Genomic DNA, 17,201 nt, shown 5'->3' with positions numbered 1-17,201 from the left:
CGCCCGGCACCGTTGGAGTACCCATGGCCACCCCCGCAGACGTCCACCCCGTCGACGAGATGCCACCGGCGCGGCAGTTGGCCGCCTTCGGGCTGCAGCATGTGCTCGCGATGTACGCGGGTGCCGTCGCCGTACCGCTGATCGTGGGCGGTGCGCTGAAGCTGTCGCCCGCCGATCTGGCCTATCTGATCACCGCCGATCTGCTGGTGTGCGGGATCGCCACGCTGATCCAGTGCGTCGGCTTCTGGCGGTTCGGCGTCCGGCTGCCGATCATGCAGGGCTGTACGTTCGCGGCCGTGTCGCCGATGGTGCTCATCGGGACGACGGGCGGCGGACTGCCCGCGATCTACGGCTCGGTGATCGTCGCGGGGCTCGCGATCATGCTGCTGGCGCCGGTCTTCGGCCGCCTGTTGCGCTACTTCCCACCGCTGGTGACCGGCACGGTGATCCTCATCATCGGGGTCTCGCTGCTGCCGGTCGCGGGCAACTGGGCGGCGGGCGGCGTCGGTGCGAAGGGCTTCGGGGAGCCGAGGAATCTGGCGCTGGCCGCCTTCGTACTGCTGGTGGTGCTGGCCGTGCAGCGGTTCGCGCCGGCCGCCCTCAGCCGGATCGCCGTGCTGATCGGCATCGCGGTGGGCCTGGCGGTCGCGGTGCCGTTCGGGTTCACGGACTTCGGCGGGGTCGCCGACGCCGACTGGGTGGGCATCAGTACGCCGTTCCACTTCGGGACGCCGGTCTTCAGGGCGTCGGCGATCGTGTCCATGCTGGTGGTGGCGCTGGTGACGATGACGGAGACGACCGGTGACCTGATCGCGGTCGGCGAGCTGACCGGCCGCAGGGTCGAGCCGCCCTCGCTCGCCGACGGGCTGCGCGCGGACGGTCTGTCGACGGTGCTGGGCGGGGTGTTCAACACCTTCCCGTACACGGCGTTCGCGCAGAACGTGGGCCTGGTCGGCATGACCCGGGTGCGCAGCCGCTGGGTGGTCGCGGCAGCCGGCGGGATCCTGGTGCTGCTGGGTCTGCTGCCCAAGCTGGGCGCGGTGGTCGCGGCGATCCCGGCGCCGGTGCTGGGCGGCGCCGGACTGGTCATGTTCGGGACGGTCGCGGCGAGCGGACTGCGGACGCTGGCCCGGGTCGACTTCCAGGGCAACCACAATCTGACCGTGGTGGCCGTGTCGGTGGCGATCGGCATGCTGCCGGTGGGCGTGCCGGCGGTCTACGCGAAGTTCCCCGACTGGTTCCAGACGGTGATGAACAGCGGCATCAGCGCGGGCTGTCTGTCCGCGATCGTACTGAACCTGCTTTTCAACCACCTTCCCGCAAAGGCGGGTTCGGACTACGGCACCCTGCCCGAGGCGGAGGAGGCCGGCTAGCAGCACTTCGTCACGTTGGGTGATCTCGCCCGGGCGTGACCTACGACGTGCTTCGGCCGCGGTCGCCGAGGCGGACGGACTGCCGGTCCGCGGCGGCGAGGAGGATGTCGAGCAGCTCCGGGAAGAGGCAGTCGAGGTCGTCCCGGCGCAGCGCGTTCATCTTGGCCGTGCCGCGGTAGACCTGCCGGATGACCCCGCTCTCGCGCAACACCCGGAAGTGGTGCGTGGTGGTGGACTTGGTGACCGGCAGATCGAAGCGGGAACAGGCCAACTCGGCCTCCGCGGCGGCCAGTTCCCGGACGATCCGCAGCCGCATCGGATCGGAGAGCGCATGCAGCACGCCCTCCAGGCGGATCTCCTCCCGTTCCGGGTGCGGCAGTGCGCGGCCGGGGGTGGCGGTGTCGGTCACGGTGGCTGCCCTTCGTCGTGGAACGCGTCGACCACGACCATTGTACGAGAGACATCGTAGTTTGACAGATCTCGTAGTACGAGGGTTATCGTACGAGTCGACCAGCAGTCCCGTGACGAACGGAGTCCGTCGTGAGCGCGCTCTTCGAGCCCATCACCCTGCGCGAAGTGACCATCCCGAACCGGGTGTGGATGCCCCCGATGTGCCAGTACTCGGCCGAGCCGGAGGGGCCGCTCGCCGGTGTCCCGCACGACTGGCACCTCGCGCACTACGGGGCGCGCGCCACGGGCGGCACCGGCCTGATCATCGTGGAGGCCACCGCGGTCTCACCGGAGGGCCGGATCTCCCCCTACGACCTCGGCCTGTGGAACGACACCCAGGTGGAGGCCTTCCGCCGGATCACCCGCTTCCTCACCGCCCAGGGCGTGGTGCCGGCGATCCAGCTGGCGCACGGCGGGCGCAAGGCGTCGACCGACCAGCCCTGGAGGGGCGGCGCCCCGGTCGGACCGGAGGCACACGGCTGGCAGCCGGTCGCCCCGAGCGCCGTGTCCTTCGACGAACGCCACCCCGTGCCGACCGAGTTGACGGTGGATCAGATCCAGGAGATCGTCGGCCAGTTCGCCGACGCGGCGCGCCGGGCGCTCGCCGCCGGCTTCGACGTCGCCGAGGTCCACGGCGCCCACGGCTATCTGATCAACGAGTTCCTCTCCCCGTACTCCAACCAGCGCACCGACGCCTACGGCGGCTCGTACGAGAACCGCACCCGGTTCGCCCTGGAGGTCGTGGACGCCGTACGCGCGGTGTGGCCCGAAGAGAAGCCGGTGTTCTTCCGTATCTCGGCCACCGACTGGCTCCAGGACGGCGGCTGGACCGCGGACGACACGGTCCGCTTCGCCCGCGATCTGCACGCCCACGGCGTCGACCTGCTCGACGTCTCCACCGGCGGCAACGTCTCCGGCGCGACCATCCCGACCGGGCCCGGCTACCAGGTGCCGTTCGCCGCCCGGGTGAAGGCGGAGACCCCGCTGCCCGTCGCCGCGGTGGGACTGATCACCGAGGCGGAGCAGGCGGCGAAGATCCTCGCCAACGGTGAGGCCGACGCCGTACTGCTGGGCCGCGAGCTGCTGCGCAACCCCTCCTGGGCCCGGCACGCGGCCCGCGAGCTGGGCGGCGAGGTCAACGTGCCGGACCAGTACCACCGGTCGGTCTGAGTACGACCGCACAGCCGCGCCGGCGGCCCCCTCCTGACGGGACGGCATCCGCGGCCCCGCCGGCACCGGGCCCACGCGTTCGTGCCGCACCCGGTCCGCTCCCCGCCCGGCCGTACGTGCTCCGGGTCCGCCCCGCGTCCGTCCCTCGCGATGCGAGGATGTGGCGCGAGGGAGGGCGGATGGGGCGCAGGGAGCGGGAGACGGTCGCGCGGGCGGCGCGGCTGCATGAGGCGGCGCGGTCGCTGGCCGGCGACCATGGCAAGGCCGTCGAGGCGGTACGAGCGGCGCTGAAGCCGATCCAGGACGCGGCGGTGGAGCAGGCGCTCGACGCCATACCGGTGGCACGCCTCCAGGACGCCACCGGCGGGCGGCTGCGGCTGGGCGGCGTCGACAGGAGCGGACTGCGCACGGTCCGGCAGGTACTCGACGCCGGTCCGTACCGGTTGCGGCAGATACCGGGAGTGGGCGAGCGGACCGCGGACCAGATCGTCGCGGCCGCCCGGCAGCTGTCCGAGGCCGTGCACGAGAGCACCGCCGTACACATCGACGTCGACCGTCCGGAGCCGCGGACCACCGCGCTCGTCATGGCCCTGCACGTGCTCGTCGAGGCGGGGCCCGGGGCGCGCCGCGCCGTCGAGGCGGCCGGCGCGCTGACCGGGCGGCTCGGCCCCCTGCTGGACGACGCCCGGCCCGCCGCCGGTCGCCTGGGCATGCTGATGGCCGGGCAGGCCAGGAAGGCCCGCGCGCTGACGGCGGTCGAGGAGATGCGCGCGCTGGTGGCCGAGGCGGAGCAGGCCGGCACCGCCGAGGCGCTCGCCCAGGCGTCGGTGGACCTGCTGCGCGGGCCGTCCACCGACCTAGTGCCCCGGCAGGCAACGTTCGCCCCGTCGCGACGCCCGGCACGCCCTCTCGCCGCACCGGCCGAAAGCCCACGTACGCCCAGGACGAGGACTTCCGGCCGGCACTCCCCCAGCCTCCGGCCGGGGGACCCCCAGAGCACGCACCGGACGCCGCTCCTTGACGGGCAAACGTTGCCTGCCGGGGCACTAGCCGCCTGGGTGGACTTCGAACTGCGCTCCGCCGAGTACTACGGTCTGCTCGCCGAGATCTCCGGGCGCGCTCCGGACACGGCCGCCGCCGAGGGGTTCCTGCCCGAGGGCATCGCCGAGCGGGTGCGGGGCCAGCGGCTCGACGACTCCCGGCTACGGGTGTCGCTGCGCGGCTATCAGGCGTTCGGCGCGCGCTTCGCCCTGACGCAGCGCCGGGTGATCCTCGGCGACGAGATGGGGCTCGGCAAGACCGTGCAGGCCATGGCCGCGCTGACCCATCTGGCCGCCGAGGGGCAGAGCCACTTCATGGTCGTCTGCCCGGCGAGCGTCCTGGTGAACTGGACGCGGGAGATCGAGGGGCGCACCTCGCTCCACGTCACGCCCCTGCACGGACCGGACCGGCACGAAGCGTTCGCGTACTGGAAGGGACGGGGCGGCGTCGCCGTGACGACGTTCGACGCGCTGCGCGGATTCCCGGTCCCGGGCGGCGGAGAGATCGGGATGCTGGTCGTCGACGAGGCGCACGCCGTGAAGAACCCCAAGACCCTGCGTTCCCAGGCCGTCACCCGGTGGGCCGCGACATGCGAACGGGTCCTGTTCATGACGGGCACGCCGATGGAGAACCGGGTGGCCGAGTTCCGCAACCTGGTCCGGATGCTCGACCAGGCCGTGGCGGACCGCGTCGGCGACCAGGCCGGACTGCCCGGCTCCGTGGCCTTCCGCACCGCGGTCGCGCCCGTCTACCTGCGCCGCAACCAGGTGGACGTGCTCGCCGAACTGCCCGCCCTGCAGCAGACGGACGAGTGGGAGGAACCGAGCGCCTCGGACGAGGAGGCGTATCGCGAGGCAGTGCTCTCCGGGAACTTCATGGCGATGCGCAGGGCCGCGTACGCCCGCCCGGAGAAGTCCGCCAAGCTGGTCCGGCTCCGCGAGATCGTGCACGAGGCGGGCGAGAACGGGCTGAAGGTGGTGGTGTTCTCCACCTTCCGCGATGTCCTCGGCGTGGTCCGGGACGCCCTCGGCGCCGGGCCGCGGACCGGCGGCCGGGTGATCGGACCGCTCACCGGAAGCGTGTCGCCCGAGCGGCGCCAAGCGCTCGTCGACGAGTTCGCGGCCGTCTCCGGTCCGGCGGTGCTGCTGGCGCAGATCCTGGCGGCGGGCGTCGGACTCAACCTCCAGGCCGCCTCCGTCGTGATCATCTGCGAGCCCCAGATCAAGCCGACCATCGAACAGCAGGCGGTGGCACGGGCCCACCGCATGGGCCAGGTGCGGCCGGTCCGGGTGCACCGTCTGCTGGCTCCGGGCGGCGTCGACGAGCAGATGGTGACCATGCTGAAGCGGAAGGCCCGGCTGTTCGACCGGTACGCGCGCCGCAGCGCGATGGCGGAGGCGACCCCGGACGCCCTCGACGTGTCGGACACGGCACTGGCCCGCCTCATCGTCGCGGAGGAACAGACCCGCCTGGGCTTCGCCGGCGGCTCCGCGACCGACGCCGAACCCGCCGAAGTCAGCGACGACCGTACTTCTCCGGCGTCTCCGGCCTCTCCGGCCTAAGGACGCCAGGAGTCGTCGTACCCGGGACGGCCGGCGAACGGGACGGCGAGCAGGGGCACTGCCTGGAGTTCGCGCAGCACCCGGGCCGGGTCGCACCGGCGATCGCGTCACGGGCCACCTGTTCCTCCTCCTCGAACTCCTCGAACCGGGCCCGCAGAAACGCTTCGAGGGGCACCGGCGTCATGCGGCGCGCTCCCCTGGCCCCACCGTCGCGGCCAGCTCCCGCTGGTAGCCGGTGTACGCGGTGCGCAGGGTCTCCCCCGGCCAGTCGGCGGGGAGGAGTCCGGGCGGCAGGACCGGGTCGGTGAGCAGGTGCCGTACGGCGGCGGCGTAGGCCGTCAGGCGGTCAGCCGGGCTCCGGGCGGCCGACGTGCGGGCGAGCAGCGTCCGCGCGGCGGCCGCCCAGGCATCCAGCGGCCAGAGCCGGGCGACCAGGTCGTGCGGGGGTTCGTCGGGGCGCGCGGCGTACGTCAGGGCGACGGTGTGCAGCGGGTCCGGCAGGGCGCGTTCGAGATTGGCCGGGCGCAGCCACACGCCCTCGCGGAGTTCGGCCAGGCGCAGGGCGGTCAACCGGGCGCGCAGCTCGGCGCGTTCGGCGGGGCCCCGGCCGGTCGCCGTGATCACCACCATCTCCCAGTCACCGCTCCACGCGCGCGTACCGGGCATCAGCGCCGCGTCCTGGCGCCGCTGACGGGCCAGCAGCCGGTCACTGAGCCGGTAGACGGCATCGGTGCGGCGCAGGTCCCCGGCGGTCACCATCCGGCTCAGCGCGGCGCGCAGCGTGGAGCCGCCGACGCCGAACGGCTCCACCAGCCGGACCAGGTCCTTCACCGGCAGCTCCGCCGGGTGCGCGCCGAGGAGCAGGCTCAGCACGACCGACCGCGCGGACAGCGGCCGCAGGCCTGCCTGCCCGGGCTCGGGCGAGACGTTCATGCGCATGGACACGCACTGTACGTGGCGGTTCCGTATTGCACTATTGCTACAGTCGCACAGAGAGCGCAACATGCTCTCATGGTCTCGATTCCCGCGCAGTCGCCCACCCAGACGCCCACCCGGACGCCCGCTCAGTCGCCCTCGCAGTCGCAGCCTCTGCCGCCGCACGCCGCCCACGACGCGACCCACGACGTCACCAACCAGGCCCCGCCGTCGGCCCCGTACGACGCCTCCGACGACCAGGCCCTGTTGGAAGGGCTGCGCCGGGAGGGCGCGGGGTGGGCCGAGGACGGCCTCCGGCGGCTGGGGGCGCGCGCCGGGAGCGCGGAGGCGCAGGAGTGGGGTGAGCTGGCGAACCGGTACGAGCCGGTGCTGCGCACCCATGACCAATACGGCCACCGGGTCGACGAGGTCGACTTCCACCCCAGCTGGCACCACCTGATGCGCACGGCGGTCGAAGAGGGGCTGGCCGGCGCGCCTTGGGCGGACGAGCGGCCCGGCGCCCATGTGGCCCGTACCGCGGGCGGACTGGTGTGGGGGCACACCGAGGCCGGGCACGGCTGCCCGACATCGATGACGTACGCCGCCGTGCCCGCGCTGCGCGCCCAGCCGGATCTGGCCAAGATCTACGAACCGCTGCTCACCAGCCGCGCGTACGACCCGCGGCTGCGCGTGCCCACCGAGAAGCCGGGCCTGCTCGCGGGGATGGGCATGACCGAGAAGCAGGGCGGCTCCGACGTCCGTACGAACACCACCGTGGCCACACCCACCGGCGAGGCCGGGGTGTACACGCTGCGCGGGCACAAGTGGTTCACGTCGGCGCCGATGTGCGACGTCTTCCTGGTGCTCGCGCAGGCCCCAGCGGGCCTGTCGTGCTTCCTGGTGCCGCGCGTGCTGCCGGACGGCAGCCGCAACACGTTCCGCATCCAGCGTCTGAAGGACAAGCTGGGCAACCGCTCCAACGCCTCCTCGGAGCCGGAGTTCGACCGGACCGTGGCCTGGCTGGTGGGTGCCGAGGGGCGGGGCGTGAAGACCATCATCGAGATGGTCAACTGCACCCGGCTGGACTGTGTGATGGCCTCGGCGACGCTGATGCGCAAGGCCCTGGTCGAGGCGGGCCATCACGCCCGACACCGCAGCGCGTTCGGCGCCCGGCTGATCGAGCAGCCGCTGATGCGCAACGTCCTGGCCGATCTGGCGCTGGAGTCGGAGGCGGCGACGACACTCACGCTGCGGCTGGCCGGCGCGGCCGATCGCGCGGTGCGCGGGGACGCCGGGGAGCGGGCCTTCCGGCGCATCGCCACCGCCGTCGGCAAGTACTGGGTCACCAAGCGGGGCCCGGCGTTCACCGCGGAGGCGCTCGAATGCCTGGGCGGCAACGGCTATGTCGAGGACTCCGGGATGCCCCGGCACTACCGGGAGGCTCCGCTGCTGTCGATCTGGGAGGGCTCGGGCAACGTCAACGCGCTCGACGTGCTGCGCGCCCTCGGCCGCGAACCGGACACCGCCGAGGCGCTGTTCGGCGAACTCGCCCTCGCGCGGGGCGCCGACGCCCGGCTGGACTCGGCCGTGGCCGCGCTCAAGGACCAGTTGGCCGAAACCGATCAGGTGGGCGCCCGCCGGCTGGTCGAGCGGATGGCGCTCGCCCTGCAGGCCTCGCTGCTGGTCCGGCACGCCCCGCACCCGGTCGCGGACGCCTTCTGCGCGAGCCGGCTCGGCGGCGACTGGGGGCACGCGTTCGGGACGCTGCCCGCCGGGGCCGGCCTCGACGCGATCCTGGAGCGTGCGCTGCCCGGCCTGAACTGACCCCTTCCCCGGGAGAGTGCCGGCCGCCCGCGCCACGCCCGCCGGCCGGGCACGGGCGGCTCGCACCCTGGCCGGTGACAGCCGACGGATCGCACACAGTCAGCGCGTGGTTCCGGTCCGTTGTCAGTGCCGTGGTGCACACTCGCGATCAGGTGGCACTCGTCTGGGGAGGGCAACGTGTTCACGGGGATCGACGAGGTCGACTGGGCCTCGCTGCGGCACGCGCACGGCAGCGCGGAGGACGTGCCCGGCTGGTTGCGGTCACTGGCGTCCGCGGACACCGTCGAGCGGGCGACCGCGCTCGACGGGATGTACGGCGCACTGCACCACCAGGGGTGTGTGTACGACTCGACCTTGGCCTGCGTCCCGTTCCTGCTCTCGCTCGCGGCCCGCGAGGAGCTGCCGGACCGGGGCGGCATCGTGGAACTGCTGGTCGGCATCGGCGCGGAGAGCGCGGACGAGGACCCGCGCGCACGGGAGGCGGTGGGCGCGGGCGCCGAGGTGTTCGTCCGGCTCGCCGGAGACCCGGACCCGGCGGTGCGCCGCGCGGCCGCCGGGGCCCTCGTGCACTTCCTGGGCGCGCCCGCCCGGGTCCTGGAGCTGTTACGGCAGCGGCTGCGGGCCGAGCGGGACGACCGTGTCCTGCTCGCCCTCACGGAGGCGCTCGGCCTGTTCGTCCGCCGCCACCCCGGGCACGCCGACGGCGCGGTGGACCTCCTGGCCGAGCAGTGCGCGCCGCCGTACGCGCCGGGGCTGCGGCTCGGCGCGCTCGGACAGCTCGCGCTCGTCGCGCCCGCCCGGATGCCCGCCGATCCCGTGCCCACGGCGGTCCGGCTGCTGCGGGAGCGCTCGGCGCAGCGAGCCCGGACGCCCGGTCCCGCCGCCGCCGACACCCTGGTCGGGCGCATCCGGCGGCTCCGTCCGTCCGACGAGGAGGGCTCGCGGCTGCTGCGCACCCTGCACACCGCGCTCGGCGACCGGGTGACCGAGCGGACCATGCTGCTCGGCGGGCAGTTGACCAGTCCCGACCCGCTGGACCGGTGCAACGGGGTGTGGATGGCGGCCACACTGCTGCGCGGCTGGCGCGGCGACCACAGCGGTACGGTCGCGCTGCTCGGCAGCCAACTGGCGGCGGACCAGGACCGGTTGCGCGATGCTGCGGCAGCGGTCCTGGCGGAGCTGTTCACCGCGGCCGGGCCCGCCGCCGACGCCCTGCACGCGCTGGTGTGTGCCCGCCCCGATCTGTGGACGCACCGTGGCGAGCGTGGCGCCCCGGCACTGGGCGGTCCGCTCAAGGCGCTGGCCAGGAGCGGTGATCCGCGCGCGCTGCCGGCCCTGGCCCAGCTGCTGGCCGGCCCCGCGGCGCCGGTGGACCTGGGGTTCGAACTGGCTCACCTGGGCGCCGCCGCGACCCCGCTGGTGCCCGCGTTACGGCACCGGCTCGGCCGCATCCCCCTGGCCTCGCCCTCCGCGGACCGGCTCGCCGCCCCGCTGCTGGCGGCGGTCGCGGCGGCCGGGGACGAGGAGGCGGTCCCGGAGGTGCTGCGGCTGCTGTCGGGTGCGCCCGACGGGCTCGGGGCGCGGGACGCGGTCGCGGGCCGGGCCATCGGAACCCTGCGGACCCTGGGCGCCGCCGCTCGGGCGGTGCCGACGCTCCGTGCGCTTCTGCACACCCGGCACGCGGCCGTCGCGGCCGGCGCGCTCTGGTCGGCGCACAGGGACGCCACGGTCGTACTCCCCTTGCTGCTACGGGAGTTGACCGAGGGTGAGCCGGCGAGCCGGTGCCTGGCCGCCGAGCAGCTCGGCAGGCTGGGGCCGACGGCGCGCGGGGCGCGGCCCGCACTGCGCCGGGCGGCCGGCTCGGGGCCCGTGCGGGCGCGGGTGGCGGCCGGGTGCGCGCTGTGGCGTGTCGACGCGGATCCGGAGCCGGTGCTGCCGGTGTTCCGGGCGGCGTGGGCCGAGGACCCGCGCACCCGCGGCCCGATCGCCCGCTGCCTCACCACGATGGGCCCGGCCGGCGCGCCCCTACGGCACCTGGTGGCGGCGGAGCTGGCCGCCCCGCGCCGCCATCCGGTCCGCCCGGGGGAATACGGCGGCCGGCTCATACCCGAGGACGAGGCGCTGCTGAGAGCGTGCCGGACGGCGCTGGCGGCGATCTAGGGCCTGTCGTCAAACTCCCGTCGTCCGCCCGGAGGGCGGGCCCGGCGGGGACTGGCGCGTGCAGCTGCAAGGCGGAGGAAGGAGTCGACGGTGGGGATGCCGGATGCCCCCGCGCGAGCACAGCCGAGCGCGGGGTAGCGTCGGCGACCGACGACAACGCCGCCGGGGGTACCCCCTCTGGGGGAGTGCGTGCCACACCCCGCCGGGCTGGGGGCACCTCCCACGCCCTCAAGGCAGTGGGGGAGGGAGTTTGACGACAGGCCCTAGGGGCGGCCGCGCCGGGCTCGGCGGAGCAGGCCCGAGCCGGGCGTGCGCCGGGCTCAGCCGGACCTGCGGCCGTGGTCGGACCATCCGCCCCACTGTGGTCCGAGCCGCGCCCATTCCGCGTCCCAGGCGTCCATGCGGCGGCGTTCCAGACGGGCGCGCAGGGCGAGGCCGCCGATGAAGGGGACGGCCCCCGCGCTCAGGCCCACCAGGCAGCCGATCAGGGTGCCGCGGAAGGCGGCCTCGGAGACCGAGGTGGGGCGGCCGACGAGACGGCCCCGCGGGTCGGTCCAGACGGTGACCGGTGTGCCGGCTTTGCTGCCGGGCTGCACCCGGACCTGACCGGTGTGGGCGGAGCCGTCGGGGACGGTCCAGCGCACCGTGGCCCAGACCCGTGCGCCGCTTGAGGCGTGGTCGCGCCGGGGGGAGGCTGCCGGCGCCCGTCCCACCACACGGGCCACGACGGGGCGCCGGTCCGCCCGCTCCTCGGCGAGTCCGTGCTCCACCGACCGGGCCGCCACCAGGCCAGCCGAGATCCCCAGCAGGACGGTCAGCAGCCAGGCGCCGAGCACCACCCAGGCCTCCACCACGTCGGCCCGGCGTCTGAGCGGGTTACGGCGCCAGCGCCACAACCGCACCTTCGGACCACGGAACACCTTCAAAGGCATCCTCCTCACGAGCGCACCGACCGGCCGGAACGCCCTCCCATACGCGGGAGATCGCGCCGTTGCTCACGAAGCCGTCTCCCCGACGGTCGCACGAGACACCCCGTTCGCGCAGGCGCATGCCACAACGAGCCGCGGCCGGTCTTCGTCACATCCCGACGACACCGCTGTGACCTGCGAAAACGCGCGGTCCAAGGGGGACTGTCAGTGGTGGGGTGCAGACTGGCCGATAACCGACGACTACGTGTCTCATGACTACCTGGACGAAGACGTCCCGGAGGTGATCGGCATGACCGAGGTACTGCTGGCGGTGGGCACCCGCAAAGGGCTGTTCATCGGGCGGCGAAGGGCCCGCGGCGCCTGGGAGTTCGACGACAGCCCGTATTTCAACGCACAGGCCGTCTACTCGATCGCGATCGACACCCGGCAGGACCGGCCGCGGTTGCTGGCCGGCGGCGACAGCGCCCACTGGGGCCCGTCGGTCTTCCACTCCGACGACCTCGGCCGCACCTGGACCGAACCGCCCCGGCCGGCCGTCAAGTTCCCCCAGGACACCGGCGCTTCCCTGGAGCGCGTCTGGCAGCTGCACCCGGCCGCCGCCGAGCCCGACGTGGTCTACGCGGGCACGGAACCAGCGGCGCTGTACCGCTCGGAGGACCGCGGCGAGAGCTTCGAGCTGGTCAGGCCGCTGTGGGAGCATCCGACGCGCTCGCGCTGGGTGCCGGGCGGAGGCGGTGAGGGCCTGCACACCGTGCTGACCGACGCCCGCGACCCCAGGACGGTGACCGTGGCCGTCTCGACGGCCGGGGTGTTCCGCTCCACCGACGGCGGCGCGAGCTGGGCGCCGTCCAACTCCGGGGTGTCCGCGGTGTTCCTGCCGGATCCGAACCCGGAGTTCGGCCAGTGCGTGCACAAGATCGCCAGGGACGCGGGCGACCCTGACCGGCTGTATCTGCAGAACCACTGGGGGGTGTACAGAAGCGACGACGCGGGGGCGCACTGGACCGACATCGGCGCGGATCTGCCGTCCACGTTCGGCTTCGCGGTGGCCGCCCATCCGCACCGGGCCGACACCGCGTACGTCTTCCCGATCAACGCCGACGCGGACCGGGTGCCCGCCGAGCACCGCTGCCGGGTCTTCCGCACCACGGACGCGGGCCGGACCTGGGAACCGCTGTCGAAGGGACTGCCCGAGGAGGATCACTACGGCACGGTGCTGCGGGACGCCCTGTCCACAGACGACGCCGACCCCGCGGGCGTGTACTTCGGCAACCGCAATGGCGAGGTGTTCGCCTCGGCCGACGACGGCGACAGCTGGCAGCAACTGGCCGGGCATCTGCCGGACGTGCTGTGTGTACGGGCGGCGGTGATCGGTTGAGAAACGCTCGCTGGAGGGTCACAAGGTGGCCCGGCCCGTTCCCAGCGGGCAGGGCCACTCGCCGTCGGAGTGTCAGCGGGTGCTTCACCTGGTCCGCGACCGGCTTGCGATCGTGCCGGTGGGGCCCGGCGCGGCATGCGCTACGGCAGTCGCCAGTCCACCGGCTGGACGCCCTGCTGGACCAGCAGGTCGTTGACCCGGCTGAACGGCCGGGAGCCGAAAAAGCCCCGGTCCGCCGACATCGGGGACGGATGCGCGGACTCGATCGCCGGCAGGCTGCCCAGCAGCGGCCGCAGATTACGCGCGTCACGCCCCCACAGGATGGACACCAGCGGTTTGCCGCGCGCCGCCAGCGCCCGGATCGCCTGCTCGGTCACCTCTTCCCAGCCCTTGCCCCGGTGAGCGCCGGGCTTGCGCGGGGCAGTGGTGAGAGCCCTGTTGAGCAACAGCACACCCTGCTGCGTCCACGGAGTCAGATCACCGTTGGACGGCCTGGGCAGCCCGAGGTCGGAGTGCATCTCGCGGAAGATGTTCTCCAGGCTTCCCGGCAACGACCGCACCTCGGGCGAGACAGCGAAGCTCAACCCGATGGCCATACCGGGCGTGGGGTAGGGATCCTGGCCCACGATCAGGACGCGGACGTCATCGAAGGGCTGCTGGAAGGCCCGCAGGACATTCGCCCCGGACGGGAGGTAGGTCCGGCCCTCCGCTATCTCGGTCCGGAGGAAGTCCCCCATGGCCGCGATGCGTTGGGCCACGGGTTCAAGAGCCTTCGCCCAGCCTGCTTCAACAAGTTCATCCAAGGGTCGTGGTGCCACGGGATGCCACTCTACTGGTGCACGGACGGTGCACGGACGAGGCGAAGCCCTCCGCCGGCGGAGGCCCGTTCCGGGCGCTACCCTTCCTCCTCGTCAAGCTCGTCGAGACGGTCGAGTCGAGGCGGTCGAGCAGATCGCGCGGTCGACCAGATCGCGCGATCGGTCAGCGGGAAGGAGGCGAGCTCCTTGCACCCGGCGCATCCCTCGCCGATCTCGGCCGGCCGGCGACTGCCGTGACCGCCCCCGGCTATCTCGCGGTGGACTCCGGCGGCTCCGGTCTCCGGGTCGCCGTCGGCGTGCCGGGCCAGGCACCGGCCGCCCAGCGGGAGTCGCGGGAACCGGTCCGCACGGGTGCGCGGGGCATCGACGCCGCGCATCTGATCGCCCAACTCGTCCCGCTGGCCCGCGCCTTGGCCGCCGAGGCCGAAGTGGGCGCGCTGGACACGGCCGTCGTCGGTGCCACCGGGTTCGCGTCCTTGGGTGACGACCTGCGGGCCCAGCTCCCGGACGCCCTCGCCCGGGAGCTGGGCGTACGGCGCGTGGCGCTCGCCGCCGACGCCGTCACCGCCTACGTCGGCGCCCTCGGGCCGCGTCCGGGTGCGGTGCTCGCCGCGGGCACCGGGCTGATCGCCGTCGGCACCGATCTGACGTCCTGGCGGCGGGCCGACGGCTGGGGACATCTGCTCGGCGACTGCGGCAGCGGTGCCTGGATCGGACGGGCCGGTCTGGAGGCGGCGCTGCGCGCCCACGACGGCCGGGACGGCGGCTGCGCACCGCTGCTGAGCCGCGCCGAGGAGCAGTTCGGCCCGGTGCGCGGCCTGCCGGGGCAGCTCTATCCCCGCCCCGACCGACCCGCCGTACTGGCCTCCTTCGCGCCCCAGGTGGCGGCGTGCGCCGCGGACGACCCGGTCGCCGCGGGCATCCTGCGGGCCGCGGCCCGGCACATGGCCGAGTCCGCCGCGGCCGTGTGCCCGGCGGACGGCACGCCCCGAGTGGCGCTCACCGGTGGCCTGTTCCGGCTGGGCGCCCCGCTGCTCGGTCCCCTGCGCGAGGAACTGGCGGCCCGGCTGCCGCACGCCCGGCAGGTGCCGGCCGAGGGTGACCCGCTGCACGGCTCGGTACGCATCGCGACCGACCTCGCGGCCGGCCGGCTCACCCTGCCGGGTGAACCGACCATGCTGCATGTGATCTCCGTACAACGGGATTGAGTGCGGTATCCGCTTCTCGCACAAGCGGATCGTTCCCCTTTGCCACCCCCTCGCTCCTCCTTGATCCTTCTTGCCCCTTCTTGTTCCCCCTCGTTCCCCCTTGCTCCCCTTGCGGCGCCTTTGTCGTCCGATGTGCTCGGCACGTGCCCGGAACACGTGTCCTGGGCGCGTAACTCATCAGACAAAACCGGACGGAAACCGCTCACCTGCACCCTCCCCGAACGGAGGAACCCGCTAAGCCAGTAACATGCGGCGCCATGAGCACCCCCACTGGGCCCGAGTCCGGCCTGCCAGTACGAATGCCGCGACCCCGCCAGCCCGGACGGCACCGCCGGCCGGAACCGCTGGTGGCGCCCGAGGGTGCGCCCGCGCTCGCCCTCGCGGTGCCCGGTGCGCCCAGCGCCGCCACGCGCGGCCTGGCCGAGGAGGTCGTGAGCATCGCCCGCTCCGAGCTGCCCGGCCTGGACGTCCGGATCGGGTACCTGGACGGGGACGACACCGAGTTCCCGACGCTCCGGTCCGTGCTGGTGCGCGCGGCCGAGGAGCGGGCGGCCCGTTACGAGCAGGCCATGGCCGCCGGGATCGAGGGGATCAAGGAGCCCGACGGCCCGGTCGCCGTCGTCGTCCCGCTGCTGGCCGGCCCGGACAGCGCCATGCTGCGCCACATCCGCCAGTCCGTGATGGACAGCCGGGTCGCCGCCGACCTGACCGACGTCCTCGGTCCGCACCCGCTGCTCGCCGAGGCGCTGCACGTGCGGCTGTCCGAGGCGGGTCTGGCCCGTGCCGACCGCGCGCGCCTGTTCACCGTGGCCACCGCCGCGGACGGCATCATCCTGGCGTCCGTGGGGGGCGAGGAGGCCGTGCAGGCCGCCGGGATCACCGGCATGCTGCTCGCCGCGCGTCTGGCCGTGCCGGTGATGGCCGCGGCCCTGGACCAGGACGGTTCGATCGCCTCGGTCGCCGATCAGCTGCGTTCCTCGGGTTCGCAGCAGCTGGCGCTGGCGCCGTACCTGATCGGCCCGGAGATCGACCCTGGGCTGCTCGCGGCCGCCGCCGAGGAGGCGGGCTGTGCCACGGCCGAGGCGCTGGGCGCGTACCCGACGATCGGCAAGCTCGCCCTCGCCAAGTACACGACGGCGCTGGGCATCGCCCCGCAGCAGGCACAGGGCATGCAGGTCCGCTGACGAGCCGCCGCCCGCCGCCACGACACGGCGCCCGTACGGTGAAGGGCCCGCTCCACACCCCGGAGCGGGCCCTTCGTCCTGCCCGGAACCCTGCCCGGGAGCCGGCTCAGGAGGCTGCCCGGGAGGCTTGCCCGGGCGGGCCGGGCTCAGCCGAAGACGACGCAGGAGGCGGCGGGGACCCGTACCGCGCCGTCGTAGCGGGGCAGCCCGGTCGGCTCGTCCACGGCGAACCACGAGACGTCCCCGGAGCGCTCGTTGGCCGAGTAGAGGAAGCCGCGATGTTCGGCGAGCGCGCGCGGCCAGCGGCCGCCGCAGGGCACCGTGGCGATCAGCCGGAGCCCGTCACCCTCGACGGCGAGGACCGACAGGACGTCCTCGCCACGGGTCGCGGTCCACACGAAACGGCCGTCGGGCGCGACCACGATCCCGGACGGGTAGGCGTCGCCGGCCGGGGCGCCGGGCAGCACGGGGACCTCGGCCAGCGGTCTGAGGGACCCCGTCGTGGCGTCCCAGCGGCAGACGGTCACCGTCGGGGTGAGTTCGTTGACGACGTAGGCGTGCGTGCCGTCCGGGTGGAAGGCCAGGTGGCGCGGTCCGGAGCCGGGGCGCAGGGCGAACTCGCGGTGCAGGGCGGGTGCTCCGTTCGCGAGGGTGCACACCCGTACCGAGTCCGTGCCGAGGTCGACGCTGACGGCCCACCGGCCGCTCGGGTCGGCCTGCACCTGGTGGGCGTGCGGGCCGCGCTGCCGCCGGTCGTGCGGGCCGGAGCCGGTGTGCTGGAGCCGGCCGGAGGGTTTGGCGGCGAGCGTGCCGTCCGGGCGCAGGGGTACGGCGGTGACGCTGCCGCAGCCGTAGTTGGCGGTGAGCAGGTGCCCGCCGTACAGGCCGAGGTGGGTCGGTCCGCTGCCGTCCACCGGCACGGGCGGCCCGGCGAGTTCCGGGCGCTCGCCGTGGACCCGGTAGGCGGCGACGGTGCCCTCGGCGATCTCGCTGACCGCGTAGAGCGTCGCGCCGTCCGGCGAGAGGGCGAGATAGGACGGGTCGCGTACGTCGTTCACGGCGGTGCCGAGGGTGAGGGCGCCGCCGTCCGGCGCGACCTCGGCGGTCACGAGGCCGGGTCCGCCCGCCGCCGTGAACGAGCCGATGAACGCCCGGCGCCTGCCGGGCCTGCCGTCCTGTGCCACCGCTG

Annotated in this window: 13 protein-coding genes; 8 read left to right on the top strand and 5 right to left on the bottom strand. The window is 74.1% G+C overall.

Annotated elements, in window-relative coordinates:
• The first annotated feature begins 23 nt into the window (after positions 1 to 23).
• Positions 24 to 1,373 (top strand): nucleobase:cation symporter-2 family protein, encoded by a 1,350-nt coding sequence (locus IE277_RS14090; RefSeq protein ID WP_189952182.1) that lies wholly within the window; start codon positions 24 to 26, stop codon positions 1,371 to 1,373.
• 40 nt (positions 1,374 to 1,413) lie between these two features.
• On the opposite strand, the gene IE277_RS14085 is transcribed toward IE277_RS14090, so the two are convergent.
• Entirely contained in the window at positions 1,414 to 1,782 is a 369-nt protein-coding gene (locus IE277_RS14085; RefSeq protein ID WP_189952180.1) for an ArsR/SmtB family transcription factor, read from the bottom strand.
• Between the two features lie 131 nt (positions 1,783 to 1,913).
• Here IE277_RS14085 and IE277_RS14080 point away from each other — a divergent pair, with 131 nt between their 5' ends.
• Entirely contained in the window at positions 1,914 to 2,993 is a 1,080-nt protein-coding gene (locus IE277_RS14080; RefSeq protein ID WP_189952178.1) for an NADH:flavin oxidoreductase/NADH oxidase, read from the top strand.
• A 179-nt stretch (positions 2,994 to 3,172) separates the two neighbouring features.
• Complete coding sequence (locus IE277_RS14075; protein WP_229881404.1) at positions 3,173 to 5,596, top strand: SNF2-related protein; 2,424 nt, start codon at positions 3,173 to 3,175, stop codon at positions 5,594 to 5,596.
• A 180-nt stretch (positions 5,597 to 5,776) separates the two neighbouring features.
• Here the strand turns inward: IE277_RS14075 and IE277_RS14070 are convergent, their stop codons facing one another.
• Positions 5,777 to 6,535 carry a PaaX family transcriptional regulator C-terminal domain-containing protein gene (locus tag IE277_RS14070; protein WP_189952177.1) on the bottom strand — a complete coding sequence of 253 codons (759 nt, stop codon included), beginning with the start codon at positions 6,533 to 6,535 and terminating at the stop codon, positions 5,777 to 5,779.
• 72 nt (positions 6,536 to 6,607) lie between these two features.
• Between IE277_RS14070 and IE277_RS14065 the strand changes: the two genes are divergently transcribed.
• A complete protein-coding gene (locus IE277_RS14065) occupies positions 6,608 to 8,335 on the top strand; it encodes a DNA alkylation response protein (protein WP_229881401.1) in 1,728 nt (575 codons plus the stop codon).
• A 177-nt stretch (positions 8,336 to 8,512) separates the two neighbouring features.
• Complete coding sequence (locus tag IE277_RS14060; RefSeq protein WP_189952176.1) at positions 8,513 to 10,495, top strand: HEAT repeat domain-containing protein; 1,983 nt, start codon at positions 8,513 to 8,515, stop codon at positions 10,493 to 10,495.
• 320 nt (positions 10,496 to 10,815) lie between these two features.
• Here the strand turns inward: IE277_RS14060 and IE277_RS14055 are convergent, their stop codons facing one another.
• Positions 10,816 to 11,427, bottom strand: coding sequence for an Rv1733c family protein (locus IE277_RS14055; protein WP_189952175.1), 612 nt, complete (start codon positions 11,425 to 11,427; stop codon positions 10,816 to 10,818).
• A gap of 286 nt (positions 11,428 to 11,713) precedes the next feature.
• Between IE277_RS14055 and IE277_RS14050 the strand changes: the two genes are divergently transcribed.
• A complete protein-coding gene (locus tag IE277_RS14050) occupies positions 11,714 to 12,802 on the top strand; it encodes a WD40/YVTN/BNR-like repeat-containing protein (RefSeq protein WP_189952558.1) in 1,089 nt (362 codons plus the stop codon).
• Between the two features lie 140 nt (positions 12,803 to 12,942).
• Here the strand turns inward: IE277_RS14050 and IE277_RS14045 are convergent, their stop codons facing one another.
• Positions 12,943 to 13,620, bottom strand: coding sequence for a uracil-DNA glycosylase (locus IE277_RS14045; RefSeq protein WP_189952173.1), 678 nt, complete (start codon positions 13,618 to 13,620; stop codon positions 12,943 to 12,945).
• A gap of 233 nt (positions 13,621 to 13,853) precedes the next feature.
• Here IE277_RS14045 and IE277_RS14040 point away from each other — a divergent pair, with 233 nt between their 5' ends.
• Both IE277_RS14040 and IE277_RS14035 read left to right on the top strand, forming a co-directional pair.
• Complete coding sequence (locus tag IE277_RS14040) at positions 13,854 to 14,828, top strand: N-acetylglucosamine kinase (RefSeq protein WP_189952171.1); 975 nt, start codon at positions 13,854 to 13,856, stop codon at positions 14,826 to 14,828.
• 257 nt (positions 14,829 to 15,085) lie between these two features.
• Positions 15,086 to 16,012, top strand: a complete 927-nt coding sequence (locus IE277_RS14035) for a sirohydrochlorin chelatase (protein WP_189952169.1) — start codon at positions 15,086 to 15,088, stop codon at positions 16,010 to 16,012.
• A gap of 146 nt (positions 16,013 to 16,158) precedes the next feature.
• On the opposite strand, the gene IE277_RS14030 is transcribed toward IE277_RS14035, so the two are convergent.
• Positions 16,159 to 17,196: a lactonase family protein gene (locus tag IE277_RS14030; protein ID WP_189952167.1), complete on the bottom strand. Its 1,038-nt coding sequence runs from the start codon at positions 17,194 to 17,196 to the stop codon at positions 16,159 to 16,161.
• Between the last annotated feature and the right edge of the window lie 5 nt (positions 17,197 to 17,201).

The organism is Streptomyces alanosinicus, from assembly GCF_014650595.1.
Classification (GTDB): Bacteria; Actinomycetota; Actinomycetes; order Streptomycetales; family Streptomycetaceae; genus Streptomyces; species Streptomyces alanosinicus.
This window is presented reverse-complemented; position numbering and strand designations above follow the sequence as displayed.